The sequence below is a fragment of the Marinobacterium sediminicola genome, assembly GCF_022343685.1.
GTDB lineage: Bacteria > Pseudomonadota > Gammaproteobacteria > Pseudomonadales > Balneatricaceae > Marinobacterium > Marinobacterium sediminicola.
Genome location: NZ_CP092123.1, coordinates 783,140 through 807,448 on the forward strand (window position 1 = coordinate 783,140; position 24,309 = coordinate 807,448).

Below are 24,309 nucleotides of genomic sequence, written 5' to 3' on the forward strand. Positions count from 1 at the left end.
ATACTGCATCGAAATTGAAATAGCCCTGCCACTCGAGCAGGGCACCGAAAGTCGCAGCGACTTAATTTAAGGATACCCAGTGTCTAACGAGAGTCAGGCAGCCAGCGATCAGGTACTGGTTAAGCGTGTACAGGCGGGTGATAAACGAGCCTTCGATCTACTGGTCAAGCAGTATCAGCACAAAATCATTGGCTTGATTGGCCGCTATGTATACGACCCGCACGAAGCAATGGATGTTGCTCAGGAGGCCTTTATCAAGGCTTACCGTGCACTGCCGGGGTTTCGTGGTGACAGCGCCTTTTATACCTGGTTGTACCGTATTGCTATAAACACAGCGAAGAACCATTTGGTTTCTCGCAGCCGTCGCCCGCCCGATGTTGATGTTGATGTTGATGATGCTCATTACATCGATACCGACTCGGAACTGCGTGAGCTGGAGACCCCGGAGAGTTCGCTGTACAGGGATGAACTGGAGCGTGTGGTCAAAACGACGCTGGATCGTCTCCCTGAAGATCTGCGTGTTGCCTTGACCCTGCGAGAGTTCGAGGGCATGAGCTATGAGGATATCGCCAACGTGATGGACTGTCCGGTCGGAACTGTCCGTTCACGTATTTTTCGAGCACGTGAAGCGATCGATAAAGAGATCGCCCCGTTGCTTGCAAACTAATCGTGTCGATTTAGGCATGCCGTTCAACGGCATCAGAGGAAAAACTATGCATAGAGCGAATGACTCCATCTCTGCATTGATGGATGGCGAAGTGGGTGAATTCGAGCTGCGCCGAACGCTGGAGCAGGTTGCCGATGACCCTGAGTTGGCTCAGCAGTGGCGTCGTTATCATATTGCCCGTGCCGGCCTGAGGGGTGAACTCCAATCTGGTTTACAGATTGATATCAGTGCAGGTGTCATGTCCGCACTTGAGCAGGAGCCCACTTATCATCCGTCGGCTTATGATCGCGAGCCTGCATCCTCGGTATCCTCCAAGCCGGTTTCGCGTTGGTGGCGTTCCGTAAGCAGCATGGCGGTTGCGGCTTCGGTAACGGCTGCGGTGATTCTTGGTGCGGGTAACTTTTCAGAGTCTCCCTCTCAAACGCCCAATTTTTATCTGCCAGGCGCTACTGTCAATGGTGATTTGATGCGAACAAACCTGGGACGCTCAGCACCAACGATGCCCGGATACGATTCACCGGATGTTATTCGCTTGTCAGATGGGTTGAAAAAATACATCGATCAGCATCAGCATTTGGTTGAGGCTCAACGGGTGCCTCAATGGAGTACCCGCTGGATGCCTGAAGGCTATTCAATGGTCCGTCATGAGCTTCTACCACATGGTGAAGTGATGGTTTTTGCCAAAGGGCGCGACGCCTTCTCGGTCAGTGTTGAGGAGCTCGGTCACCAGAGCTTGCCCGAAGGCGTTGCTCAGGCAGATGGGTATATTGCCGTGGGCAAGCGTCGCGGTGATCATTTCGTTACGGTAGTAGGAAATGTGCCCCTGATGATTGCGGACCGAATAGCCAGTGCTGTTCAGCCTGAGCGCTAATCATGATTGAAGAATTTGCAGTGGTTTCGGCCGTCGGCACTAATGTCGTCCGAGTCACTGCTGAACGAACCAGTGCTTGTGCTCAATGTGCCAGCAAATCAAGTTGCAGTCAGGGTGTGCTGTCCCAGTGGCGGTCGGGCAAGACGGTCGAAATTGATGTCTTCAACCCGGGAGCCATAGTAGTGGAACCAGGGCAGCAGGTGGTAATAGGTCTTGAGGAGGGAAGTCTAGTTCGAGCTTCCCTGCTGCTGTATTTGTTGCCTCTTGCCTTGCTGATTGCCGGCGCCTTGCTCGGTTCTGCATTGGGTCTGGTGGAGTGGCAGCAGGTGATACTGGCATTGGTGTTGATGTTGGGGGGCTTTTTATTGGCTCGCCAGCTCAGTACAGGGCAAGGTGTCAAGGCACGCTACCAACCGGTCCTGCTGAGAATTGTTTGAACAGGAAAGGTGACATTTGATGAAAGCAATCAAGATTAATCTTTTTCTCGTTTTTGCCTGTTTGTTGACGCCGCTTGTTAATGCAGCCGCTTTACCTGACTTTACTGAACTGGTTGAAGATGCTTCGCCGGCTGTCGTGAATATCAGTACGGTTCAAAAGCAGGATTCACAAGCGCTTTCGACTCCCTTTGGTCAGTTTCATGGCCCCAATGGTGAAGAAATTCCGGAAATCTTCCGGCATTTTTTCCGTGAGATTCCACAGTTTCGAGACCGTCCTCACCGAGCGCCACGTTCTTTGGGTTCAGGCTTCATTATTTCTCATGATGGTTACATCCTGACCAACCACCATGTGATCAAGGATGCTGATCAGGTCATGGTTCGTCTCAATGATCGCCGTGAACTTGAGGCTGAAGTCGTTGGCTCCGACGAAAGAACCGATGTTGCATTACTCAAAATTGATGCTGACGATCTTCCGGTTGTGCGACTGGGTCGCTCATCACAGTTGAAAGTCGGGGAGTGGGTATTGGCGATCGGGTCACCCTTTGGTTTTGATCACAGTGTAACGGCAGGGATCGTCAGTGCTACTGAGCGTGCGCTTGCGAACGAAAACTACGTGCCTTTCATTCAGACTGATGTAGCGATCAATCCGGGCAATTCGGGAGGGCCTCTGTTTAACCTGAAAGGCGAAGTCGTTGGTATCAATTCGCAGATATACACGCGCTCCGGCGGTTTCATGGGGCTGTCATTTGCCATCCCGATTGACGTAGCGCTTGAAGTCTCTGAACAGCTCAAAGGGCAGGGATTTGTCGAACGCGGATGGCTTGGTGTGTTGATTCAGGAGGTAAATCGTGATCTGGCTGAATCCTTTGGCCTTAAAAAGCCGGCAGGAGCTCTGGTTGCCAAGGTAATGCCGGACAGCCCTGCTGCTGCTGCCGGTATTCAGGAAGGCGATATTATCCTCAGTTTTAACGACCATGATGTAGTGCTGTCATCTGACTTGCCACCTCTGGTTGGTCGCATTAAGCCCGGAGATACAGCTGAAGTCGAAGTCATCCGGGAAGGGAGACGCAAGACGCTTGATGTGACGATCGGACGTCTGCCGAACGATGAAGAAGGGCAGCCCCCGATTCAGAAGCCGCCGGTCGAAACCAGCCGTCTTGGCGTTGTTGTGGCACCCTTGCCAGAAGAACTGAAAGATAAATGGAATGTGCGTTCAGGCGTCATCGTGGAACGCGTTGAAGAAGGGGCTGGTGCTCGTGCCGGGCTGGTTCGCGGGGATGTCATCACCATGCTCAATGGCGAGCGGGTTGAGACGCTCGATCAGTTCCAGCGCATCGTATCAGAGTTGCCCGGTGGCCGCTCGGTACCCTTGCGTGTTGTCCGCCGGGGAAATCCGATGTTCATTGCGCTCAAACCGGAGTAACTCTGCACTCAGGGGGCCTTTGGCCCCCTTGCTGTTTATGGATATCACACGCGGGTTCTGATGACCTGAACCCCCTTCTTACGTTAAACTGCGTCCTCCTTATCAATCCTGTTTACAGCTGGAGTCGGGTAGCCCTATCGTGAGTAACCTGGATCATATTCGTAATTTCTCGATCATCGCCCATATCGACCATGGCAAATCCACACTGTCAGACCGTCTCATCCAGACTTGCGGCGGCCTCAGTGACCGTGAGATGGCGGCCCAGGTGCTCGATTCCATGGATCTCGAGCGTGAGCGTGGAATTACTATCAAGGCGCAGAGTGTCACCCTTGACTACCACGCCAAAGACGGCAAGACCTACCAGCTGAATTTCATCGATACACCGGGACATGTTGACTTCTCCTATGAAGTTTCACGTTCGCTTGCCGCATGCGAAGGTGCGCTGCTGGTTGTGGATGCTGCACAGGGTGTAGAAGCGCAATCGGTTGCCAACTGTTACACCGCCATTGAACAGAATCTCGAAGTGCTGCCGGTACTCAACAAAATGGACCTGCCGCAGGCTGATCCTGAACGGGTGCGTCAGGAGATAGAAGAGGTGATCGGTATCGACGCCGACGGTGCGATCGCATGCTCAGCCAAGACCGGTATGGGTATCGATGACGTGCTTGAGGCCCTCGTACGTGTCATTCCGCCGCCCGAAGGCGATGTGGATGCACCGCTTCAGGCGCTGATCATCGACTCCTGGTTTGACAACTACCTGGGGGTCGTCTCCCTGGTCAGAGTTAAAAACGGTACTCTCCGCAAGAAAGACAAGATTCTGGTCAAGTCCACTGGACAGGCACACCAGATTGATGCGGTGGGAATCTTTACGCCCAAGCGTAAGGAAACCGACATGCTCAGAGCAGGTGAAGTAGGTTTCGTGGTGGCCGGCATCAAGGATATTCACGGTGCACCCGTAGGCGATACGCTGATCCATGCCAAAACACCGGATGTGGGTAGTTTGCCTGGTTTCCAGAAGGTGCAGCCTCAGGTTTACGCAGGCCTGTTCCCGACCAGTGCGGATGATTACGAGGACTTCCGTGAAGCATTGGATAAGTTGACCCTGAATGATGCATCCCTGTTTTTCGAACCTGAAACATCAGATGCGCTGGGATTCGGTTTCCGATGCGGTTTCCTGGGCATGCTGCACATGGAAATCATCCAGGAACGCCTGGAACGCGAATATGATCTGGATTTGGTCACAACTGCACCGACGGTGGTGTACGAGCTTGAATTGAATTCGGGTGAAGTGGTTCATATCGACAGTCCGTCCAAGTTGCCAGATCCCGGGTCTATCCGAGAAATGCGTGAACCGATTGTTTTGGCCAATATCCTTGTGCCGGACGAGTATCTGGGACAGGTGATCGGGCTCTGTGTCGAAAAACGCGGTGTCCAGAAAAACATGCACTTCGTGGGCAAGCAGGTTCAGGTCACCTATGAACTGCCCATGGCGGAAGTCGTTCTCGACTTCTTTGATCGTCTTAAGTCAGTAAGCCGCGGTTATGCTTCTCTGGAGTACAACTTCCAGCGTTTCGAACCAGCCAAACTGGTGCGTATGGATATCCTGATCAATGGTGAGCGTGTTGATGCTCTGGCCGTGATTCTGCACAAGGACAATGCGCTTTACCGTGGTCGTCAGCTCTGTGAAAAAATGAAGGAGCTGATCCCGCGTCAGATGTTTGATGTTGCCATCCAGGCGGCTCTTGGCGGCAAGGTCATTGCCCGCACCACCGTTAAGGCGTTGCGCAAGAACGTACTGGCCAAGTGTTATGGCGGTGATGTCAGCCGTAAGAAGAAGCTGCTTGCCAAGCAGAAAGAGGGCAAGAAGCGCATGAAGCAGGTAGGCCGGGTCGAGATTCCTCAGGATGCCTTCCTCGCCGTGCTCAAAGTCGACAGCTAAGGCCTGGTTATGAATCTGGATTTTTCACTGATACTGGTTCTGGTCACCGCGTTGACCGGTGTGCTTTGGCTGCTGGATGCTGCGATCTTTGCCCCGCGGCGTCAGCAGGCGTTGCAAACAGCTCAGCAGCAGGCGCAGGAGCCGCTGCCCGAGGCTCAGTGTAAGGCACTGCTGCGTCAGCCCGGCTGGGCGGATACGTCCAAGTCGATGTTCCCCGTCCTGCTGTTCGTACTGCTGTTGAGATCATTTCTTTACGAACCTTTTCAGATCCCGTCCGGCTCCATGCTGCCGACGTTGAAAATCGGTGACTTCATCCTGGTCAACAAGTACCACTATGGTTTGAGGTTGCCGGTTCTGAATACCCGTTTTGTGGCTAACAATGATCCTCAACATGGTGATGTCATCGTCTTCCGCTATCCTGAGGATACCAGCATCAACTTCATTAAGCGGGTGGTTGGCGTTCCCGGTGATGTAATTACCTACAAAAATAAGGTGCTTTACGTTAACGGCGTGGCTCAGCAGCAGGAGCTGTTAGCCAAGTTGCCGCCTTCACGTCCGGAACAGTTGCTGCTGAAAGAGACACTGGCTGAGGTGCCGCATCGAATTTACCGGGATATCTATCGCCCGGTGATCGATGGTGAATGGACGGTGCCTGATGGTCATTATTTCGTTCTGGGCGATAATCGCGATAACAGCAAGGACAGCCGTTATTGGGGATTCGTTCCGGATGAATTGCTGGTGGGCAAGGCCACTGCGGTGTGGATGCACTGGGATGGCTTTTTCAGCCTGCCTGAATTCAGTGATGTTCGTCGCATAAACTAGAGGATTGCATAACATGGACAAAGGCGTAGCACACTTTCAGCGGGGAGCTTCCTTTACCTCGACACTGATCGGCCTGATTGTGGTCGGGATCTTTTTTGCCGTTGGCTTCAAACTGTTTTCGGCATACTGGGATCACGCGACTATCAACTCGATTGTGAAGACTGTAAGCCAAGACCCGGATGAGCTGTCAAAGTCTCTGCGCGAACTGCGCCGTGATCTGGATAAGAAACTGTACATTAACCAGGTTGAACTGCCTGAAAAGGATTCGCTCCAGATCCGTCTGGAAGAGGGAGTGATCTATTTTGATCTGGTCTACGAAGTCCGGGTACCGATGTTCTACAACGTCGATGCTCTGGTTATGTTTGAAGAACACTACGAAGCTGTAAAACCTTGATTAAACCTGCTGCTGAACTGGCCCGTAAACTGGGCAACCCCTGTACCGATAACGAGCTGTTTGAACTGGCACTCACCCATCGCAGTTGTGGTAAACGCAACAATGAGCGGCTGGAGTTTCTTGGCGATGCCATCCTGAGTTTCGTCATCGCTGACGATCTTTATCAGCGTTTTCCCGCGGCTCGTGAAGGGCAGATGAGCCGTCTGCGTTCGCGCGTGGTCAAGGGGGAAACCCTGGCCAAGATTGCGCGCGAGATGCAGCTGGGTGACTATCTGCGTCTCGGCTCAGGTGAACTGAAAAGTGGCGGCTATCGCCGTGACTCCATTCTGGCGGACAGTGTTGAGGCGATTATCGGAGCCGTCTATCTGGATCAGGGAATTGAAGCGGCACGCCGTTTTATTCTGCATTGGTTCGCTGGCCACCTTGATCAGCTGGATTTGAATATATCGCTGAAAGATGCCAAAACGCGACTGCAGGAGTTCCTTCAGTCACGCCGTGTCGAGCTGCCTCGATACGAACTGGTATCGGTTGAAGGGGATCCCCACGATCAAACCTTCCATATCCGTTGTGACGTGGTGCTGCTGGAACAGCCAACCGAGGGGCGAGGTAGCAGCCGGCGTCAGGCAGAACAGGAAGCCGCCCGTCGAGCACTGAAAACTTTGGGACAGGAGACCGGCGCATGAGTGAAGCCATTACCCGTTGCGGCTATGTCGCCATTGTCGGCCGCCCCAATGTGGGCAAATCAACCTTGCTCAACCATATTCTGGGACAGAAGCTGAGTATTACCTCACGCAAACCCCAGACAACACGCCACCAGATTCTGGGTATTCATACCGAAGGTGATCTGCAGGTGGTCTATGTGGATACGCCCGGTTTGCATAAGGACGACAAGGGTAAAGCACTGAACCGGTTCATGAACCGCACTGCTTCTGAAGCCCTGCGTCATGTGGATCTAGTCGTATTCATCGTCGACCGTACGGCCTGGACCGATGAGGACCAGATCGTTTTGGACAAGCTGGAGCATGTACGTTGTCCAGTGATCCTGGCAGTCAATAAGGTTGATCAGCTCAAGGATAAGGAAGCACTGCTGCCGCAGCTGGACCTGTTGGCAGCCAAGCGCCACTTTGATGCTATCATCCCGATCTCGGCCCAGAAGGGACACAACGTCGAACGTCTGCAGCGTGAGGTCGAGAGTCGTATTCCGGAAGGGATGCACATGTTCCCTGAGGATCAGATTACCGACCGAAGCTCCCGTTTTGTCGCTGCCGAACTGGTGCGCGAAAAACTGATGCGTAATCTGGGTGATGAGGTGCCCTATGGCACCACGGTGGAGATCGAAGAGTTCAAGCACGATGGCAGGGTATTGCACATCAGCGCTCTGATTCTGGTTGAGCGCGATGGCCAGAAACGGATTGTCATTGGCGATTCAGGTGCTGTGATCAAAACCATTGGTCGCGATGCCCGGTTGGACATGGAAAAGATGTTCGATACCAAAGTCATGCTTAACCTCTGGGTAAAGGTCAAGCGTGGCTGGTCGGATAATGAGCGCGCGTTGCAGAGTCTGGGTTACCGACACGAGTGATGACGCAGCGCGTCGATGCGACTGCAGCCTACGTGCTGCACTCGCGCCCCTACCGTGAAACCAGCCTGCTGGTAGACCTGCTGACGCTCGAGCATGGACTGGTCAGTGTTGTGGCTCGAGGTGCGCGCAAGCCCGGGTCCCGGTTGCGTGCCAGCCTTCAACCGTTTCAGTTGCTGCAGGTGGGCTGGCAAGGGCGCACCGATTTGAAAAACCTGCGCATGGCCGAAACGACAGAGGTTGGCGCCATGTTGCAGGGCCGGGCACTCCTTTGTGGCCTCTATCTCAACGAGCTGGTTCAACGTCTTCTAAGCCCGTTTGACCCCCATCCACGGATATTTGTGCTGTTCCGCTATGCTCTCAACGAACTCAAGCTGGCTACCGACATCGAAGGCGCTTTGCGGACCTTCGAGCGTCAGTTGCTGGAGCAGCTGGGCTTCGCGCTGGATTGCAGTGCTGTTACAGATGACAACTGCTATGAATGGCACGCCGAAACCGGGTTGCGTCCATGCCGGAGTGGAAAAGGATTCCCGGGGACACATCTGCTGTCGATCGAGCAGGATTGTTATGATGATCCGGCGGTGCGACGCACTGCCAAACAACTGATGCGTGTGCGCCTGGCGCCTCTTCTTGGCGACAAACCCTTGCGCAGCCGCGAACTTTTTTTAAAACGCAAAGGAGCTAAGGATGACTGAACCCGATCGTTTGCTGTTAGGCATCAATATCGATCATATTGCCACTCTGCGACAGGCACGTGGTACCCGTTATCCTGATCCGGTACAGGCGGCTGCACTGGCAGAAGAGGCCGGTGCCGATGGCATCACGGTGCACCTGCGTGAAGATCGTCGCCATATACAGGACCGTGATATCGAGCTGCTGGCGCAAACGCTGCAGACCCGAATGAACCTTGAAATGGCCGTGACCGAAGAGATGCTGCAGCTGGCCGAGCGCATTCGCCCTGCTCATGTCTGCCTGGTACCTGAAAAGCGTGAAGAACTGACCACCGAGGGTGGTCTGGATGTGCTGGGGCAGGAAGAGCAGATTCGTGCGGCCTGTATGCGCCTGGCGGATGCAGGTTGTGAAGTCTCTCTGTTTATTGATCCGGAACCTCTGCAGATTGATGCGGCCGCTCGCTGTGGTGCTCCGGTGATCGAGTTGCACACCGGCAATTATGCCGATGCCGAAACGCTTGTGGCCCGCAGTGAAGAGCTCGACAGGCTGAAACTGGCATCCCGTCATGCGTGGCAGTTGGGACTTGTCGTCAATGCGGGTCATGGACTTCACTACCACAATGTGGAACCGGTTGCCGAGATTCCGGAAATCAACGAACTCAACATTGGCCACGGTATCATTGCGCGTGCGTTGATGGTGGGACTCAAGCCTGCCGTGCAAGAGATGCGTGATCTGCTGATGCAGGTACAGCAGCGGGTGCAGGCCCGTCGCGATGCCATACGCTCATGATTGTCGGTATCGGCACTGACCTGCTGGAAATTGCGCGTATGGAGCGGGCGCTGGCACGTACGCCGCGCCTGCCCGAGCGCATTTTGACACAGGCAGAGCTGACAGCCTTTCGCGAACATGCTCGTCCTGCCCTCTTCCTTGCCAAACGCTTTGCGGCCAAGGAAGCCGCAGTCAAGGCGCTTGGTACAGGGATAGGTCGTGGCATCAGCTGGCAGCACTTCGAAATATCACATGATCCGTTGGGCAGGCCTCTGCTGTCGGTCAAGGACGAAGCCGCCAGCAGGGCGGCCGCTGCCGGTATTCACCGTTGGCATCTGAGCTATACCGACGAGCGCGCGTATGTATCCGCGTTTGTGATCGCTGAAGGCGGCTGAGATTGTTTGCTTCCCTTCGGGCTGATATTATTCCGACTATATTTATCAGGAATAAATAATCCTTTTCTTATAGCTCCATCGCGGAAGTTTTGCGGAGTCTCCATGCCTATTGAATATCCCACTATTGCCGACTATGTCGGCCATACCCCGCTGGTGCGCCTGCAGCGCCTGCCGGTTCCAAATGGCAACACCGTACTGTGCAAGCTGGAAGGCAACAACCCTGCCGGCTCGGTGAAGGATCGTCCCGCACTCAGCATGATCACTCTGGCGGAAGCCCGCGGTGACATACAGCCCGGTGACTGTCTGATCGAGGCCACTTCCGGTAATACCGGTATTGCGCTGGCAATGGCTGCGGCGATCAAAGGCTATCGCATGAAGCTGATTATGCCCGCCAACATGAGCTCCGAACGCAAGGCTGCCATGACGGCGTACGGTGCCGAGCTGATCGAGGTGACTCAGCAAGAGGGCATGGAGCGGGCGCGCGATCTCGCGTTGGAGATGCAGGCAGCCGGCGAAGGCAAGGTGCTGGATCAGTTTTCCAATCTGGACAATCCTGAAGCCCATTACACCGGTACAGGCCCTGAAATCTGGCAGCAAACCCATGGCACGGTAACTCATTTTGTCAGCTCTATGGGGACGACAGGTACGATCATGGGTGTTTCTCGATACTTGAAAGAGCAGAACCCGGATATCCGTATCGTGGGTCTTCAGCCGCAGGAAGGATCTCAGATCCCCGGAATTCGTCGCTGGCCTGAAGCTTATCTGCCGCAGATCTTTGAACGCAGTCGTGTTGATGAAGTGATCGATATCAGTCAGCAGGATGCCGAGAACACCATGCGTGCGCTGGCTCGAGAAGAGGGTATTTTCTGTGGCGTGTCCTCTGGTGGTGCCGTAGCCGGAGCTTTGCAGCTGGCGCAGAGGGTTGAAAATGCCACCATCGTTTGCATCATCTGCGATCGGGGAGACCGTTACCTTTCTACAGGTGTTTTTGACGCCTAAGTTATTGTTTTATCGTGTTTACGGGGAACTTACTCGCACTGAACGGTCTTACCGACTAAAATATGGCCCCATCCCTGAAGGAGTGGGCCGCATCAGACCGGCTGACGCCCGCTTTTTCAGTAATCGTCGCCGGAGGCAAGACAGGAGTGGCTTAGGCCATGGTGAAGGTTCGAGAAGATCATCCGATACGAGAAGATGGCACCGTTGATTTGGACCTCTGGCTGCTGCGTCTGCAGCAACAGGTTGAAGTCAGTGACATCGAGCAGATCAGGCAGGCATGTTTGCTGGCCAAGGAGGCCCGCGCTGCTGTCGCCGAGTCGGATGACGACTGGGCAAAGAATACCGTCGGCAGTTTCCGGACCGGGCTTGAGATGGCCCAGATCCTGGCGGAACTCCAGCAGGACCAGGAAACACTGGTTGCTGCGATTCTCTATCGCTCCGTACGCGAGCACAAACTCAAGCTGGATGTAGTCCGTGAACGCTTCGGTCAGACCATCGCCGGTTTGATTGACGGCGTATTGCAGATGGCGGCCATCGGTAGTCGCAAAAATCCCCGTTCTGATGATGCGGTTCTGGGCACGAGCATTGCCCAGGTCGATAACGTCCGCAAGATGCTGGTGGCGATGATTGATGATGTGCGCGTCGCGCTGATCAAGATTGCCGAGCGTACCTGTGCGATCCGCGGGGTGAAAAACGGAGACCGTAAAAAGCGCTACCTGGTGGCCCGAGAAGTATTCGACATCTATGCGCCTTTGGCACATCGTCTGGGTATCGGTCACATCAAGTGGGAGCTTGAAGACCTCTCGTTCCGCTACCTGAAACCCAACGATTACAAGCATATTGCCCGTCTGCTGGACGAGAAACGACTCGACCGCCAGCTGTTTATCAATCAGGTGGTAGAACTGCTGCGCAGTCGGCTTGAAGATGCCGGTATCGATGGCGAGGTTATGGGCCGAGCCAAGCACATCTACAGCATCTGGCGAAAGATGCAGCGCAAGAACATCGATTTCAGCCAGGTCTATGATGTGCGTGCCGTGCGTATTCTGGTACCCGAGATTCGGGACTGTTATACCGTACTCGGCATCGTGCACGGTTTGTGGCGCAATATTCCGCACGAGTTCGATGACTACATCGCATCCCCCAAACCGAATGGCTACCGCTCCCTGCACACCGCTGTATTCGGCCCTGAAGGCAAGGTGCTGGAGGTGCAGATACGGACCTTCGCCATGCATGACGAGGCGGAACTCGGTGTCTGTGCTCACCACCTGTACAAGGGGACCGACACCCAGTCCCGTGGTGACGGCTACGAAGAGAAGATCGCCTGGTTGCGCCAGGTGCTCGAGTGGCATGATGACCTGGGGGATACCGAAGCCCTGGGCGACATGCTGCGAGGTGATGTGGTTCAGGACCGGGTCTACGTGTTTACCCCTGACGGTCACGTGATTGACTTGCCACAGGGTGCGACGGCCGTGGACTTCGCTTATCGTGTGCATACCGAAGTGGGGCACCGTTGCCGTGGTGCCAAGGTCAACGGCCGGATTATTCCCCTGAACAAGCCGCTCAAGACCGGTGACCAGGTTGAAATCATGACCTCCCGGGAAGAGGCGCCGCGTCGTGACTGGCTCAATACCAACTACGGTTTTGTGACCACCTCACGGGCTCGGGCCAAGGTTGCGCACTGGTTCAAGCTGCAGGCCAAGGAACAGAACGCCGATGCCGGTCGTGACATCATCTTGCGCGAGTTCCGCCGTCTGGCGCTGGATCCTCATGCGATCGATCTGGACCGGATTGCGGTTGCACTCAACTACAAGACCTCGGAAGACCTCTGTGCCGCCCTTGGTGCGGGTGATCTGCGGCTCTCGCAGATCATTCATGAGGCTCAGCGTCAGATAGAACCTGAACGTCCCGAACCACAGATGGACCTCGAGCTCCGCTCGAGTCGATCCTCGCACGAGCCCCGCAAAGGGGGCAGCGGCATCAACATTCAGGGTGTTGGCAACCTGCTGACGACACTGGCGACCTGCTGCAAGCCGGTACCCGGTGATCCGATCATGGGTTACATCACTCAGGGTAGAGGCATCTCCATTCATCACGAAGATTGCCTCAACCTGATGACGTTGCGCGAGAACGAACCGGATCGGGTCATCAGTGTCGATTGGGGCGAAGAGAATGAACAGACCTACCCTGTAGACATGACCATTGAGGCCTTTGATCGTCCCGGTTTGCTGCGTGACGTCATGCTGGTGTTGAGTAACGAGAAGCTCAATATCCTGGCGGCCAACACGCTGACGGACCGCAAGAACAACATGGCACGTCTGACCCTGACCGTTGAAATACCGCGTCTGGAGCGATTGGGACGCTTGATGGACAAAATCAACCAGGTGCCGAACGTGCTCGATGTGCATCGTGAACGCAGTGGTAACCATTGATGAGCTATACCCTGGATGATCTGATCCGACTGATGGATGCCTTGCGGAATCCTGACTCGGGATGCCCCTGGGATCTGGAACAGACATTTGCCAGTATCGTGCCGCATACTCTGGAAGAGGCCTACGAAGTGGCTGACTGCATTGAGCGGCAGGACTGGGAGCATTTGCGTGATGAGCTTGGTGACCTGCTGTTTCAGGTGGTCTTCTATGCCCGTATGGCCGATGAAAATCAGTGGTTTGATTTGCACGCGGTTATCGACCAGTTGGTTGGCAAGCTGATTCGGCGTCATCCACACGTCTTTCCCAAGGGAACTCTGGATAGTGCAGGGGCAGATCCGATCGAAACGGATCAGGTCAGCCAGAAATGGGAAGCGATCAAACAGCAGGAGCGCAATGCCAAGTCCCGTTCAGGGGTGCTGGATGAAGTTCCGCTGGGCCTGCCCGCCCTGAGTCGGGCGGCCAAGTTGCAGCGGCGTGCAGCCCGTGTCGGTTTTGACTGGCCCGAGATCGGTGGTGTACTGGACAAGATCGAAGAGGAGATTGGCGAACTTCGTCAAGCCCTGGAGCAAGGTGACCTGGAGAATGCCCGCGAAGAGATCGGTGATCTTCTGTTTGCCCAGGTCAATCTGGCACGTCATCTTGAGATGGATCCCGAACAGGCGCTACGGAATACCAACAGCAAATTTGAGCGCCGTTTCGGCTATGTCGAACAGCAGGTCAACGAGGGTAACCACGAGTGGCAGCAATTGCCTCTGGAGCAGCTGGATCAATGGTGGGATGAGGCCAAGGTCAAGGGTCTCTGACAGTTCAGCACACCTCATTCACAAGACGAACATCATCCCCGGTTAAATTCATACCAAGGGTGCTAACGGTCAACCGTCTTGATCGGTTAGCATCGAAGGCTATGGAACCTGAACGGAGGGGATGGGATGAGTGATCTGCACGAAGCGTTGCGTGACGATGTCCGTGTTCTGGGTGAGAGCCTGGGACGTACCATGGAAGCCCACCTTGGCTCGCCATTTCTGGCCCGTGTCGAGCATATTCGCAAACTGGCCAAGTCTGCACGCCTTGCTGAAGACGCCAGTCAGGAGCAGCTGCGTCAGGCACTGGATGGTCTGAATGAAGATGAAGTGCTGCCGATGGCGCGTGCCTTCACACAGTTCCTTAACCTGGCCAATATCGCCGAGGAACACCACAGGGTGCGTCGACATCTCGAAACCGAAGGCGATGAAGATGCCGATTTGCTGGATCAGCTGTTTGCAGAACTCAAGGCCGGAGGCCAGTCGCCAGACGCTATTCTTGCCTGTATCGAAACACTCAGTATCGACCTGGTGTTGACGGCCCATCCAACCGAAGTCAATCGCCGTACTCTGATCCAGAAATACGATGCCATTGCCGAGACATTGAAGCAGCGTGATCGCGGTGAGCCGGTGCAGTCGCGCCTTGATCAGCTGATCAGCCAGATCTGGCATACCAACGAAATCCGTCAAAACCGGCCGACACCGGTGGAAGAAGCCAAGTGGGGTTTCGCGGTCATCGAGAACTCTTTGTGGAGTGCAATGCCACGGTTCCTGCGGTTGTTCGACAAGCGGCTGCAGTCAGAGCTGGGTGTCAGTCTGCCTCTGACCTGCAGCCCGGTGCATTTTTCCTCCTGGATGGGAGGCGACCGTGATGGCAACCCCAATGTAACCGCGGCGGTCACGTCTGAAGTTCTGTTGTTGGCGCGCTGGATGGCTGCCGATCTCTATGCCCGTGATGTGGATCAACTGCGCGCGGAACTGTCGATGCATGCCGCCAATGCTGAATTGCGTCATCTGACTGATCACCATCCTGAGCCTTATCGTGAGCTGCTGGGCCGTCTGCGCAGTCGTTTGCTGGATACTCGCAACGGGATTGAAGCCTATCTCAAGGGACACCCCAGTGATCCCGATATCTGGATCAGTGATCTGGATGAACTGTTGGAGCCTTTGCTGATCTGCCACCGTTCGCTGATTGAGTCTGGCATGTCCTGTATCGCGGCCGGTGCGCTGGAAGATCTGTTGCGCCGCATTGCCTGTTTTGGCCTGACGCTGGTACGTGTCGATGTGCGCCAGAATGCGGATCGCCACGCCGAGGTGTTCGATGCGTTGACCGAGTTCTATCAGCTGGGCCGTTATTCCGAATGGGATGAGGCACGTAAGCAGGCCTTCCTGCTGCAGGAGTTGCAGTCACGTCGACCATTATTGCCGCATCACTGGCAACCGGGCGATAGCGTCATGGAAGTCATTAACACCTGCCGTGTCATTGCTGCAAACCCTGCCTACAGTCTGGGCTCTTATGTGATCTCCATGGCCGGTCAGCCTTCCGATGTGCTGGCGGTCAACCTCTTGTTGCAGGAGGTTGGGGTTGAGCACAATATGCGGGTTGTACCTCTGTTCGAGACTCTGGACGATCTGGATAATGCACCGGACTGCATCGGCGCGCTGCTGGCAATTGACTGGTACCGGGAGTATGTCGACGGTCATCAGGAGGTGATGATCGGTTACTCTGACTCCTCCAAGGATGCTGGCCAGTTGGCCGCCGCCTGGGGACAATACCGTGCTCAGGAAGCCCTGACTGAACTCTGTAACCGTGAAGGTATTCGGTTGACGCTGTTCCATGGCCGTGGCGGTACCGTGGGACGGGGCGGTGGCCCAAGCCATACGGCGATACTGGCACAACCACCGGGATCTGTTGCTGGCAGTCTCAGGGTTACGGAGCAGGGAGAGATGATCCGTTTCAAGTTCGGTATCCCGGAAATCGCGGTACGCAACCTGACGCTTTATACTGCAGCGGTGCTCAAGGCTACGCTGAGTCCGGGGCCTGCGCCGAAGCCTGCCTGGCGCTCGCTCATGGACAGCATGGCAAGTTGTGGCATGACCGTGTACCGCTCTCTGGTGCGTGAAGAACCGCAGTTTGTTCCCTATTTCCGTGCACTGACACCGGAGCAGGAACTGGCCAAGTTGCCGTTGGGTTCGCGCCCGGCCAAGCGCAAGGCCGATGGTGGTGTTGAAAGTCTGAGGGCGATACCGTGGATTTTCGCCTGGACGCAAACACGGCTGATGTTACCGGCCTGGCTGGGGTCCGGTGCGGCGCTGGACATGGCTGTGAAGGATGATCAGCTTCCTCTGCTCCATGAGATGTACCATGACTGGCCTTTCTTCCAGTCCTGGATCGACATGCTGGAGATGGTTCTGGCCAAGAGCGATGTAAACATCTCGGCCTATTATGAGCAGCGTCTGGTATCGCCCGAGCTGCAGGCTCTGGGTTCCAGCCTGCGTCTGCGCCTGGAGCAGACCGTCGAGCAGGTCAAGCAGATCAAGCAGGAGGATAAACTGCTGGCGGGCAACGGCACCATCCGGCAGTCGATTGATGTGAGAAACCCTTATATTGATCCTCTACACGTACTTCAGGCTGAACTGTTGTTCCGTGACCGAAACCAGCCGGATCAGCGACTGGAGCAGGCCTTGATGGTCACTATGGCCGGGATCTCTGCTGGCATGCGCAATACCGGTTGAGGTCTACGCCCAAAAGGGGGTTGAATCACCCAATCGCTTTGCGTAACCTCGGTCCCTTTGTCAACAATCCGACAAGTGCTAGGTCTAATGTCGAATTGTGCTCACAGGGCCCGGGCAGATAGCCTGCAAAGAACCCTTTTATCGAATTCAGGGGGAGCCGCTGCGACGGCTGCTCCACAGATTTACCGATTACTATAACGTTCAGGAGACTAGATACATGCGCATTATTCTGCTTGGAGCACCCGGTGCCGGTAAGGGCACTCAGGCCCAGTATATTACCGAGAAGTATGGCATCCCGCAGATCTCCACCGGCGACATGCTGCGTGCGGCGGTGAAGGCGGGTACCCCGCTGGGCAAACAGGCCAAGGAAGTGATGGACGCGGGTGGTCTGGTATCCGATGACATCATCATTGGTCTGGTCAAGGAACGTATTGCGGAAGCGGATTGCGCCAATGGCTTCCTGTTTGATGGCTTCCCGCGCACCATTCCTCAGGCTGATGCGCTGAAAGAAGCGGGCGTCGATATCGATGCTGTTGTCGAGATCGACGTGGCTGATGAAGAGATCATCAAGCGCATGAGCGGCCGCCGTGTCCATCCGGCTTCCGGTCGTACCTACCATGTTGTTTTCAATCCGCCGAAGGAAGAAGGCAAGGATGACGTGACCGGTGATGAACTGGTTCAGCGTGAAGATGACAAGGAAGAAACCGTGCGTCAGCGTCTGAAGGTCTACCATGACCAGACTGCACCGCTGATCAGCTACTACCGTGGCTGGAACGAAAGCGGCGAAGCCAAGGCCCCTGCGTACGTGTACGTGGAAGGGGTTGGCAGCGTTAATGACATCCGAGACAAGGTCTTCTCCGGTCTGAACGCCTAAGTCGAATCTGATGTCGAGAAAGCCGCCTCCGGGCGGCTTTTTTATTGGTTTTACCGCATAATACACAGCTGTAATTTGACCTATTGACCCTGGGAGTCCCATGAGCCAAACCGATATCTTTGGTCTGCACGCCGTCACCAGCCTGCTTAACCGTAACCCTGGTCGTGTACGCCGTCTGCTGGTTCAGCAGGGGCGCCATGATGAACGCCTGCAGACACTGCTGGACAAGGCTGAAGCCCAGCGGATCAAAGTAATAGAGGAGCCCAAGGCTCAGCTGGATCAGCGTGCAGGCGGTGGTCGTCATCAAGGCGTGATCGCGGAGTGTGAACCGATCAAGGCATTGTCGGAAAAGGCGCTGGACGTGTTACTGGATAATGCCGGTCCTGCACCGCTGGTGCTGGTATTGGACGGCGTGACTGATCCACATAATCTGGGGGCCTGTTTGCGTACTGCTGACGCCGCCGGTGTGGCCGTGGTGATTGCTCCCAAGGACAAGTCGGCTCCGTTGAATGCAACCGTGGCCAAGGTGGCGTGTGGTGCTGCCGAGGTGGTGCCCTATATTCAGGTCACCAATCTGGCCCGTACTCTGCAGTCACTGCAGCAGCGTGGCATCTGGATTACCGGGACGGCCGGGGAAGCGGACGCCAGTATTTATGATACCGATCTGACAGGTCCCTCTGCTCTGGTAATGGGGGCAGAAGGCAAGGGGATGCGCCGTTTGACCCGTGAAAACTGTGATCAGCTGATCAATATCCCGATGGCTGGAGAGGTCAGCAGCCTGAATGTCTCCGTAGCGACCGGTGTGTGCCTGTTCGAGATCGTTCGCCAGCGCAGGTCTGCCCAGGCCTGAACGGCCCGGGGAGTGGGGTGGTCAGTGCAGCAGTTCTGTCACGTGAGTGGCAATCATCGCTTCCTCATTGGTCGGCATGACACGCACAGTCACCCGTGAATCCGGGGTGCTGATGATCCCGGCATTACGCTGATTGGCGTCGGCATCCAGTTCGATGCCAAGCCAGCCGCAGCGCTGCAGAACGCGTGCGCGAACATCGGCATCGTTCTCTCCCACACCACCTGAGAACACCACCTGCTCCACACCTTCCGTGGCAGCGGCCAGTCGGCCCATCTCCAGTGCGACTCGATAACAGAACAGGTCGATCGCTTCCTCTGCGGCGGGCTCATGGGCCTGATGCAGGGTTTTCATATCGGAGCTGATGCCGGAGATACCCAGCCAGCCGCTTTCTTTATAGAGCAGGTGTTCCAGGGCATCTACATCCATCCCTTCTTCACGCATCAGGTAGAGCAGGACGCCGGGGTCCAGGTTACCCGTACGGCTGCCCATCGGCAGTCCTTCCACAGCGGTGAAACCCATGCTGGAGGCGATGGAACGCCCTTCGCGAATCGCACACATGCTGGCACCGGCGCCGAGATGACAGACGATGGTTTTCAGGTTGCCGGCACCGGCAAGTGTCAGCTGGCGCTGAAGATATTCATATGAGAGGCCGTGGAAACCGTAGCGATGGACGCCCTTATCCACAAGACGACGAGGCAGGGCGTAGAGACGCTCCAGTCGGGATTGTTGAGCATGAAACATGGTGTCGAAGCAGGCTACAACCGGCAGTTCAGGGGCCAGAGCGCGGCAGGCCTGAACCAGTTTCAGGTTGTAGGGCTGATGCAGTGGCGCCAGGGGAATCAGGGTTTCAAGCTCGGCGAAGCTTGCATCATCGAGCAGCACAGGAGTGCTGTACTGGTTGCCGCCGTGAACGACACGATGGCCCGTTGCAATCAGGTGGGACTCGGGCAAGTGAACGCTTACCCATTGCAGGACTTCCTGCAGGGCAAACTGGTGGCGTTCATCCTGGGGCACATGGCAGCAATCCAGTTCGTGAGCATCCAGCACCTGATTCTGCTCGTCACGTACCTTGAACAGGGTTGGGTTGCCCAGCAGGTTTTCCACCTTGAGATGGATCAGGCAGCGCAGTACCCCGCCTTCCAGAGCGTAGAGGCCGCACTTCAGGCTTGATGAGCCGCCATTAACGGTCAGGATGGTATCCATCACTTGCCTCCCTGAGCGTGCTTGACCATGTGCGAAGCCAGGGCACAGGAGGCAAGGCGTCCCAGGGTACCTTCGGCGCGGCTGGTCAGGATGATGGGGACTCGAGCCCCTACGGCAAGACCGGCTGACTTGGCGTCGGCCAGGTAGATCAACTGCTTGGCGATCATGTTGGCCGCCTCCAGATCCGGTGCCAACAGGATGTCGGCGTCGCCGGAAACCGGAGACTTGATATGCTTGTCGATGGCGGCCTGAAGCGAAATGGCGTTGTCGAATGCCAGAGGGCCATCGATGATGCCTCCGGTAATCTGCTCACGGTCGGCCATCTTGCACAGAGCCGCCGCATCGATGGTGCTTTGCATGCCGGGTTTAACCTTCTCGACGGCGGCCAGAATCGCTACCTTGGGCTGCTTGTTACCCAGTGACTGGCAGAAGTCGATGGCGTTCTGAACGATATCGCGTTTGACGCTCAGATCCGGAGCCACGTTGATGGCCGCGTCGGTAATCACCAGCGGTTTGTGGTAATTGGGCACATCAAACACGAAAACATGACTCAGACGACGCTCGGTGCGAATCCCCTTGGTTTTGTGGATAACGGCACTGAGCAGTTCCGAAGTGCCAAGGCTGCCTTTCATCAAGGCTTCGGCTTCCGCAAGACGAATCAGCTCACAGGCCCGTTCGGCAGCCTCATGGCTGTGTTCGGTGCTGATGATTCGATAGGGAGTCAGATCGATATTCTCGGCTTCAGCTGCGGCGCGGATCTTATGCTCGGGACCGACCAGCAAAGGCTCGATCAGGCCTTGCTCGGCAGCTTCGATCGCGCCCAGAAGGCTGTTGTGATCCACAGGGTGCACAACGGCCGTGCGTATGGGACCCGCCTTGCGTGCCTGCTCGATGTAGAACTCAAGCTGATCATGCATGGGGGGCATTTCGGTGGTAACGGGCGAATCGGCTGCAATCGACATGAACAATCCCTCTGTTTAACAAGCCATCAAACTAATGTCTCATAATGAACGCATTATGACGCAGTGCAACATTAAGTAGTCAACAAAACAGGCTGGATTGATCAAAGACAAGCGGGGGAGAAGCGGCCGGGCCATGGGGCGCGGCCGGGAGGCGGTATTCAGTCCACCGCCACTTTGAGCGTATCCTGATAGGGAGGCCAGCCCATCGGCTTGCCACCCAGCAGATGCAGGTGGATGTGATAAACCGTCTGGCCACCATGAGTATTGCAGTTGAAAACGGTGCGATAACCACTTTCGTCAAAACCCTGCTGTTTGGCAATGGTGCCGGCGGCCTGGATCATGTGGCCAACCAGTGCCTGATCTTCGTCGGCAATGTCGTTCAGCGTGGCAATATGCTTGCGTGGAATGATCAGGCAATGGAAAGGAGCCTGTGGGTTGATATCCCGGAACGCCAGTACCTGATCATCTTCATATACAACCTCGGCCGGAATATCGCCGTCGAGGATCTTGCAAAACAGACAGTCCATAACAAACCCTTTTGGTCCTTGAGTGATGTAGCGAACCAGTATAGCCAGCGCTAGGCGATCCCCTCAACTGTCAGCTCCTGCGGCCTTGGCGGACAGGCAAAGGATTGCATCACATTGCCTTCCGGGGTCACGGACTCCAAGAGAACATCAAAGCCCCATAAGCGGTGCAGGTGTTTAAGAACCTCTTCGGTTGATGCCCCCAGTGGTTGCCCGTTATGCATGTAGTGTCGCATTGTCAGCGATCGGTCACCACGGACGTTGACGTTGTATACCTGTATGTTGGGCTCCCGGTTGCCCAGGTTGTATTGCGCTGACAACGATTCGCGCAGGGCACGATAGCCGCGCTCGTTGTGGATGGCATCCACTCTTAAAGTGGGGCGGCTACTGTCGTCCATGATGGAAAAGAGTTTGAGTTCACGCATCAATCGAGGAGACAGGAACTGGAGAATAAAGCTCTCGTCCTTGTAGTTACGCATCGCATTATCCAGCGTCTCCTGCCAGTTGCTGCCAGCAATATCGGGGAACCATTCCCGATCTTCCTCCGTGGGCTTTTCACAGATGCGCCGAATATCCTGCATCATGTTATAGCCAAGCGTGTAGGGGTTGATGCCGCTGAAATAGGGGCTGTCGAAGGGCGGCTGATAGATCACGCTGGAGTGAGAGTGCAGAAACTCCATCATGAAACCGTCGGTGACCAGTCCTTCATCGAAAAGCTGATGCAGCAGGGTGTAGTGCCAGAAGCAGGCCCAGCCCTCGTTCATGACCTGAGTCTGTTTCTGTGGATAAAAGTACTGGGCCACTTTGCGGACGATACGGATGATCTCGCGCTGCCAGGGCTCGAGCAGCGGCGCGTTTTTTTCGATGAAGTAGAGGATGTTTTCCTCGGGCTCAGCGGGGAAGCGGGGCTGCTTACCCGCGTCGTCATCGCTTCGGCGCGGAATGGTTGTGTTCCAGAGGTCATTCAGGTGCCGCTGAATGTACTCTTCGCGGGCGCGCTGGCGTTCACGCTCTTCCGCAGCGGTCAGCGGACGCGGACGCTTGTACCGGTTGACGCCATAGTTCATCAGCGCATGGCAGGAATCGAGCAGCTTTTCGACCTCGTCTACGCCATGTTTCTCTTCACAACGTCGGATGTAATTCTTGGCAAACAGCAGATAGTCGATGATGGCGCTGGCATCGGTCCAGGTGCGGAACAGGTAATTGCCCTTGAAGAAGGAATTGTGGCCGTAGCAGGCATGTGCAATCACCAGCGCCTGCATGGTGATGGTGTTTTCCTCCATCAGGTAGGCAATACAGGGGTTGGAATTGATGACGATCTCGTAAGCGAGTCCCATGTGGCCGCGCTTGTAGCTTTGCTCGGTTTCGACAAACTGCTTGCCGAATGACCAGTGGTTGTAGTTCAGCGGCATGCCGACCGAGGAGTAGGCATCCATCATCTGTTCTGAAGTAATGATTTCGATCTGGTTGGGATAGGTATCCAGGCCGAAGTTGGCAGCAATTCTGCCGATTTCACGGTCGTAGGCTTCTATCAGCTCGAAGGTCCAATCGGACCCGGTCGAAAGCGGCTGGCGTGCTTTAGGACGGCTCATGGGCACCCTCCGTGCGTTTCTCGAACAGGCGGCGGAATACCGGGTAGATTTCACCGGCGTCGGTAATCTGCTGCATGGAGAAGCGTTCGCTGAAGGCTTCATTCACATGCTCATACTCGTGCCAGAGATTCTGGTGTGGACCGGTGGTGATCTCGACGTAGGCGTAATATTGCGTCTTCGGCAGAATGCGCTCTGTCAGCAGCTTGCTGCAGGTGCTGGAGTCACCATCCCAGTTGTCCCCATCGGATGCCTGGGCGATATAGATGTTCCAGTCGGCCGGTGGATAGCGCTTGTCGATGATATCGGCCGTCAGTGCCAGAGCGCTGGATACGATGGTGCCGCCGGTTTCACGGGAGTAAAAGAACTCCTGTTCGTCTACCTCTTTGGCGTGCGTATGGTGGCGCACGAACACTACTTCAATCTGCTTGTAGTTCCGATTCAGGAACAGATACAGCAGGATGAAGAAGCGTTTGGCAATATCCTTGATGCTCTGGGTCATCGAGCCGGATACGTCCATGACACAGAACATGACCGCCTTGCTTGAGGGCATGGGGACACGCACCATGTTGGTATAACGAAGGTCGAAGTCGTCGAGGAACGGCAGTTTACGTGAGCTTTTCTCCAGTTCGATGATGCGGGCGCGCAGTGCGGTGATTTTCTCGGTACGTTCGGCCGAAGGAGGCGACTCTTCAAGTGCCCAAAGTTCCTTGCGCAGCGCCCGGATCTGCTGACGGACCTCCTTGTCGGTCAAAGCGATACGACGTGCATGGGCTGCTCTCAGTGAGCGGACGATATGAAGCTTTTCCGGTGAACCGGCATTGGTAAATCCGGCACGGCGAGTTTCGAAGGTGGTCGCATCCTTCAGCTGCTTGCGGACCATCCAGGGCAATTCCAGATCCTCGAACATGAAATCGAGGAATTCTTCCTGGCTGATATTGAAGGTGAAGTCATCTTCCCCTTCGCCCTGATTGCTCGCCTTGCCCTGGCCGGCACCGCCACCACCACCGCCCTCGGGACGACGGAACTCATCGCCTTCCACGAACTCCTTGTTGCCGGGGAAAATCTTGTGCCGAACGCCGCCATCACCGTGGTGGAAAATCGGTTCAGAGATATCCCGTTTGGGAATGGTGACCTGCCCACCCTGATCGATATCCTTGATCGAACGGTTATGTATCGCCTCTTCAACAGCCTTTTTAATGTGCTGCTTGTAGCGACGTAAAAAGCGCTGGCGGTTGACCGTGCTTTTCTTCTTCGCATTCTCACGGCGATCGATGATATAGCTCATATATCGGGCTCCCGGAGCGGCAGCTAGAGTGGCACCGCAGTGCCACGGCTGCGCGGTTCAGTTCCTTCAGTGTACGGCTCCCTGTTGT

The 24,309-nt window shown here is 55.5% G+C and carries 23 protein-coding genes; 18 read left to right on the plus strand and 5 right to left on the minus strand.

Annotation, left to right across the window (positions count from 1 at the left end; all coding sequences use genetic code 11):
• Positions 1-79: 79 nt before the first annotated feature.
• The 18 genes from rpoE to rlmB all read left to right on the plus strand — a co-directional run bounded on the left by rpoE (position 80) and on the right by rlmB (position 18,655).
• Positions 80-667, plus strand: coding sequence for an RNA polymerase sigma factor RpoE (rpoE, locus tag LN244_RS03635; protein ID WP_239041490.1), 588 nt, complete (start codon positions 80-82; stop codon positions 665-667).
• 46 nt (positions 668-713) lie between these two features.
• Positions 714-1,538 carry a MucB/RseB C-terminal domain-containing protein gene (locus LN244_RS03640; RefSeq protein ID WP_239041491.1) on the plus strand — a complete coding sequence of 275 codons (825 nt, stop codon included), beginning with the start codon at positions 714-716 and terminating at the stop codon, positions 1,536-1,538.
• 2 nt (positions 1,539-1,540) lie between these two features.
• Positions 1,541-1,975, plus strand: a complete 435-nt coding sequence (locus LN244_RS03645; RefSeq protein ID WP_239041492.1) for a SoxR reducing system RseC family protein — start codon at positions 1,541-1,543, stop codon at positions 1,973-1,975.
• A 19-nt stretch (positions 1,976-1,994) separates the two neighbouring features.
• Complete coding sequence (locus LN244_RS03650) at positions 1,995-3,398, plus strand: DegQ family serine endoprotease (protein WP_239041493.1); 1,404 nt, start codon at positions 1,995-1,997, stop codon at positions 3,396-3,398.
• Between the two features lie 139 nt (positions 3,399-3,537).
• Complete coding sequence (gene lepA, locus LN244_RS03655; RefSeq protein WP_239041494.1) at positions 3,538-5,337, plus strand: translation elongation factor 4; 1,800 nt, start codon at positions 3,538-3,540, stop codon at positions 5,335-5,337.
• Positions 5,338-5,346: 9 nt separating this feature from the next.
• Complete coding sequence (lepB, locus tag LN244_RS03660; protein WP_239041495.1) at positions 5,347-6,159, plus strand: signal peptidase I; 813 nt, start codon at positions 5,347-5,349, stop codon at positions 6,157-6,159.
• Positions 6,160-6,172: 13 nt separating this feature from the next.
• Positions 6,173-6,553 carry a DUF4845 domain-containing protein gene (locus tag LN244_RS03665; protein ID WP_239041496.1) on the plus strand — a complete coding sequence of 127 codons (381 nt, stop codon included), beginning with the start codon at positions 6,173-6,175 and terminating at the stop codon, positions 6,551-6,553.
• The gene (rnc, locus tag LN244_RS03670; RefSeq protein WP_239041497.1) at positions 6,550-7,236 is read left to right on the plus strand and encodes a ribonuclease III; all 687 of its coding nucleotides are present in this window, start codon (positions 6,550-6,552) and stop codon (positions 7,234-7,236) included. The genes LN244_RS03665 and rnc overlap by 4 nt, the downstream gene beginning before the upstream one ends.
• On the plus strand, positions 7,233-8,135 hold the full coding sequence (gene era / locus LN244_RS03675; RefSeq protein WP_239041498.1) for a GTPase Era: 903 nt from the start codon (positions 7,233-7,235) through the stop codon (positions 8,133-8,135). Before rnc ends, era begins: the two co-directional genes overlap by 4 nt.
• The gene (gene recO / locus LN244_RS03680) at positions 8,135-8,827 is read left to right on the plus strand and encodes a DNA repair protein RecO (protein ID WP_239041499.1); all 693 of its coding nucleotides are present in this window, start codon (positions 8,135-8,137) and stop codon (positions 8,825-8,827) included. The genes era and recO overlap by 1 nt, the downstream gene beginning before the upstream one ends.
• Positions 8,820-9,593 (plus strand): pyridoxine 5'-phosphate synthase, encoded by a 774-nt coding sequence (gene pdxJ, locus LN244_RS03685; RefSeq protein ID WP_239041500.1) that lies wholly within the window; start codon positions 8,820-8,822, stop codon positions 9,591-9,593. Before recO ends, pdxJ begins: the two co-directional genes overlap by 8 nt.
• Positions 9,590-9,967 (plus strand): holo-ACP synthase, encoded by a 378-nt coding sequence (gene acpS, locus LN244_RS03690; RefSeq protein WP_239041501.1) that lies wholly within the window; start codon positions 9,590-9,592, stop codon positions 9,965-9,967. Before pdxJ ends, acpS begins: the two co-directional genes overlap by 4 nt.
• A gap of 102 nt (positions 9,968-10,069) precedes the next feature.
• Positions 10,070-10,966, plus strand: a complete 897-nt coding sequence (gene cysM / locus LN244_RS03695) for a cysteine synthase CysM (RefSeq protein ID WP_239041502.1) — start codon at positions 10,070-10,072, stop codon at positions 10,964-10,966.
• Positions 10,967-11,124: 158 nt separating this feature from the next.
• Positions 11,125-13,395: a GTP diphosphokinase gene (relA, locus tag LN244_RS03700; protein ID WP_239041503.1), complete on the plus strand. Its 2,271-nt coding sequence runs from the start codon at positions 11,125-11,127 to the stop codon at positions 13,393-13,395.
• Complete coding sequence (mazG, locus tag LN244_RS03705; RefSeq protein ID WP_239041504.1) at positions 13,395-14,198, plus strand: nucleoside triphosphate pyrophosphohydrolase; 804 nt, start codon at positions 13,395-13,397, stop codon at positions 14,196-14,198. Before relA ends, mazG begins: the two co-directional genes overlap by 1 nt.
• 126 nt (positions 14,199-14,324) lie before the next feature.
• Complete coding sequence (gene ppc / locus LN244_RS03710; protein WP_239041505.1) at positions 14,325-16,931, plus strand: phosphoenolpyruvate carboxylase; 2,607 nt, start codon at positions 14,325-14,327, stop codon at positions 16,929-16,931.
• 217 nt (positions 16,932-17,148) lie between these two features.
• Positions 17,149-17,805, plus strand: a complete 657-nt coding sequence (adk, locus tag LN244_RS03715; RefSeq protein WP_239041506.1) for an adenylate kinase — start codon at positions 17,149-17,151, stop codon at positions 17,803-17,805.
• A 100-nt stretch (positions 17,806-17,905) separates the two neighbouring features.
• Positions 17,906-18,655 (plus strand): 23S rRNA (guanosine(2251)-2'-O)-methyltransferase RlmB, encoded by a 750-nt coding sequence (gene rlmB / locus LN244_RS03720; RefSeq protein ID WP_239041507.1) that lies wholly within the window; start codon positions 17,906-17,908, stop codon positions 18,653-18,655.
• Between the two features lie 21 nt (positions 18,656-18,676).
• On the opposite strand, the gene LN244_RS03725 is transcribed toward rlmB, so the two are convergent.
• From LN244_RS03725 to LN244_RS03745, 5 genes are all read right to left on the minus strand, one after another.
• A complete protein-coding gene (locus tag LN244_RS03725; RefSeq protein ID WP_239041508.1) occupies positions 18,677-19,858 on the minus strand; it encodes an acetate/propionate family kinase in 1,182 nt (393 codons plus the stop codon).
• Positions 19,858-20,820: a bifunctional enoyl-CoA hydratase/phosphate acetyltransferase gene (locus LN244_RS03730; protein WP_239041509.1), complete on the minus strand. Its 963-nt coding sequence runs from the start codon at positions 20,818-20,820 to the stop codon at positions 19,858-19,860. Before LN244_RS03730 ends, LN244_RS03725 begins: the two co-directional genes overlap by 1 nt.
• Positions 20,821-20,978: 158 nt before the next feature.
• Complete coding sequence (locus LN244_RS03735; RefSeq protein ID WP_239041510.1) at positions 20,979-21,347, minus strand: histidine triad nucleotide-binding protein; 369 nt, start codon at positions 21,345-21,347, stop codon at positions 20,979-20,981.
• A 50-nt stretch (positions 21,348-21,397) separates the two neighbouring features.
• Positions 21,398-22,936: a SpoVR family protein gene (locus tag LN244_RS03740; RefSeq protein WP_239041511.1), complete on the minus strand. Its 1,539-nt coding sequence runs from the start codon at positions 22,934-22,936 to the stop codon at positions 21,398-21,400.
• A complete protein-coding gene (locus LN244_RS03745) occupies positions 22,923-24,221 on the minus strand; it encodes a YeaH/YhbH family protein (RefSeq protein WP_239041512.1) in 1,299 nt (432 codons plus the stop codon). Before LN244_RS03745 ends, LN244_RS03740 begins: the two co-directional genes overlap by 14 nt.
• Positions 24,222-24,309 lie beyond the last annotated feature (88 nt).

What these genes read in the sequence shown, in the direction of transcription:
- lepB (WP_239041495.1), top strand. Translation starts at nt 5,347, where the DNA reads ATGAATCTGGATTTTTCACTGATACTGGTTCTGGTCACCGCGTTGACC.
- recO (WP_239041499.1), top strand. Translation starts at nt 8,135, where the DNA reads ATGACGCAGCGCGTCGATGCGACTGCAGCCTACGTGCTGCACTCGCGC.
- LN244_RS03640 (WP_239041491.1), top strand. Translation starts at nt 714, where the DNA reads ATGCATAGAGCGAATGACTCCATCTCTGCATTGATGGATGGCGAAGTG.
- LN244_RS03745 (WP_239041512.1), bottom strand. Translation starts at nt 24,221, where the DNA reads ATGAGCTATATCATCGATCGCCGTGAGAATGCGAAGAAGAAAAGCACG.
- LN244_RS03725 (WP_239041508.1), bottom strand. Translation starts at nt 19,858, where the DNA reads ATGGATACCATCCTGACCGTTAATGGCGGCTCATCAAGCCTGAAGTGC.
- LN244_RS03645 (WP_239041492.1), top strand. Translation starts at nt 1,541, where the DNA reads ATGATTGAAGAATTTGCAGTGGTTTCGGCCGTCGGCACTAATGTCGTC.
- adk (WP_239041506.1), top strand. Translation starts at nt 17,149, where the DNA reads ATGCGCATTATTCTGCTTGGAGCACCCGGTGCCGGTAAGGGCACTCAG.
- LN244_RS03740 (WP_239041511.1), bottom strand. Translation starts at nt 22,936, where the DNA reads ATGAGCCGTCCTAAAGCACGCCAGCCGCTTTCGACCGGGTCCGATTGG.
- acpS (WP_239041501.1), top strand. Translation starts at nt 9,590, where the DNA reads ATGATTGTCGGTATCGGCACTGACCTGCTGGAAATTGCGCGTATGGAG.
- pdxJ (WP_239041500.1), top strand. Translation starts at nt 8,820, where the DNA reads ATGACTGAACCCGATCGTTTGCTGTTAGGCATCAATATCGATCATATT.
- LN244_RS03730 (WP_239041509.1), bottom strand. Translation starts at nt 20,820, where the DNA reads ATGTCGATTGCAGCCGATTCGCCCGTTACCACCGAAATGCCCCCCATG.
- relA (WP_239041503.1), top strand. Translation starts at nt 11,125, where the DNA reads ATGGTGAAGGTTCGAGAAGATCATCCGATACGAGAAGATGGCACCGTT.
- ppc (WP_239041505.1), top strand. Translation starts at nt 14,325, where the DNA reads ATGAGTGATCTGCACGAAGCGTTGCGTGACGATGTCCGTGTTCTGGGT.
- LN244_RS03650 (WP_239041493.1), top strand. Translation starts at nt 1,995, where the DNA reads ATGAAAGCAATCAAGATTAATCTTTTTCTCGTTTTTGCCTGTTTGTTG.
- rlmB (WP_239041507.1), top strand. Translation starts at nt 17,906, where the DNA reads ATGAGCCAAACCGATATCTTTGGTCTGCACGCCGTCACCAGCCTGCTT.
- LN244_RS03735 (WP_239041510.1), bottom strand. Translation starts at nt 21,347, where the DNA reads ATGGACTGTCTGTTTTGCAAGATCCTCGACGGCGATATTCCGGCCGAG.
- mazG (WP_239041504.1), top strand. Translation starts at nt 13,395, where the DNA reads ATGAGCTATACCCTGGATGATCTGATCCGACTGATGGATGCCTTGCGG.
- era (WP_239041498.1), top strand. Translation starts at nt 7,233, where the DNA reads ATGAGTGAAGCCATTACCCGTTGCGGCTATGTCGCCATTGTCGGCCGC.
- LN244_RS03665 (WP_239041496.1), top strand. Translation starts at nt 6,173, where the DNA reads ATGGACAAAGGCGTAGCACACTTTCAGCGGGGAGCTTCCTTTACCTCG.
- cysM (WP_239041502.1), top strand. Translation starts at nt 10,070, where the DNA reads ATGCCTATTGAATATCCCACTATTGCCGACTATGTCGGCCATACCCCG.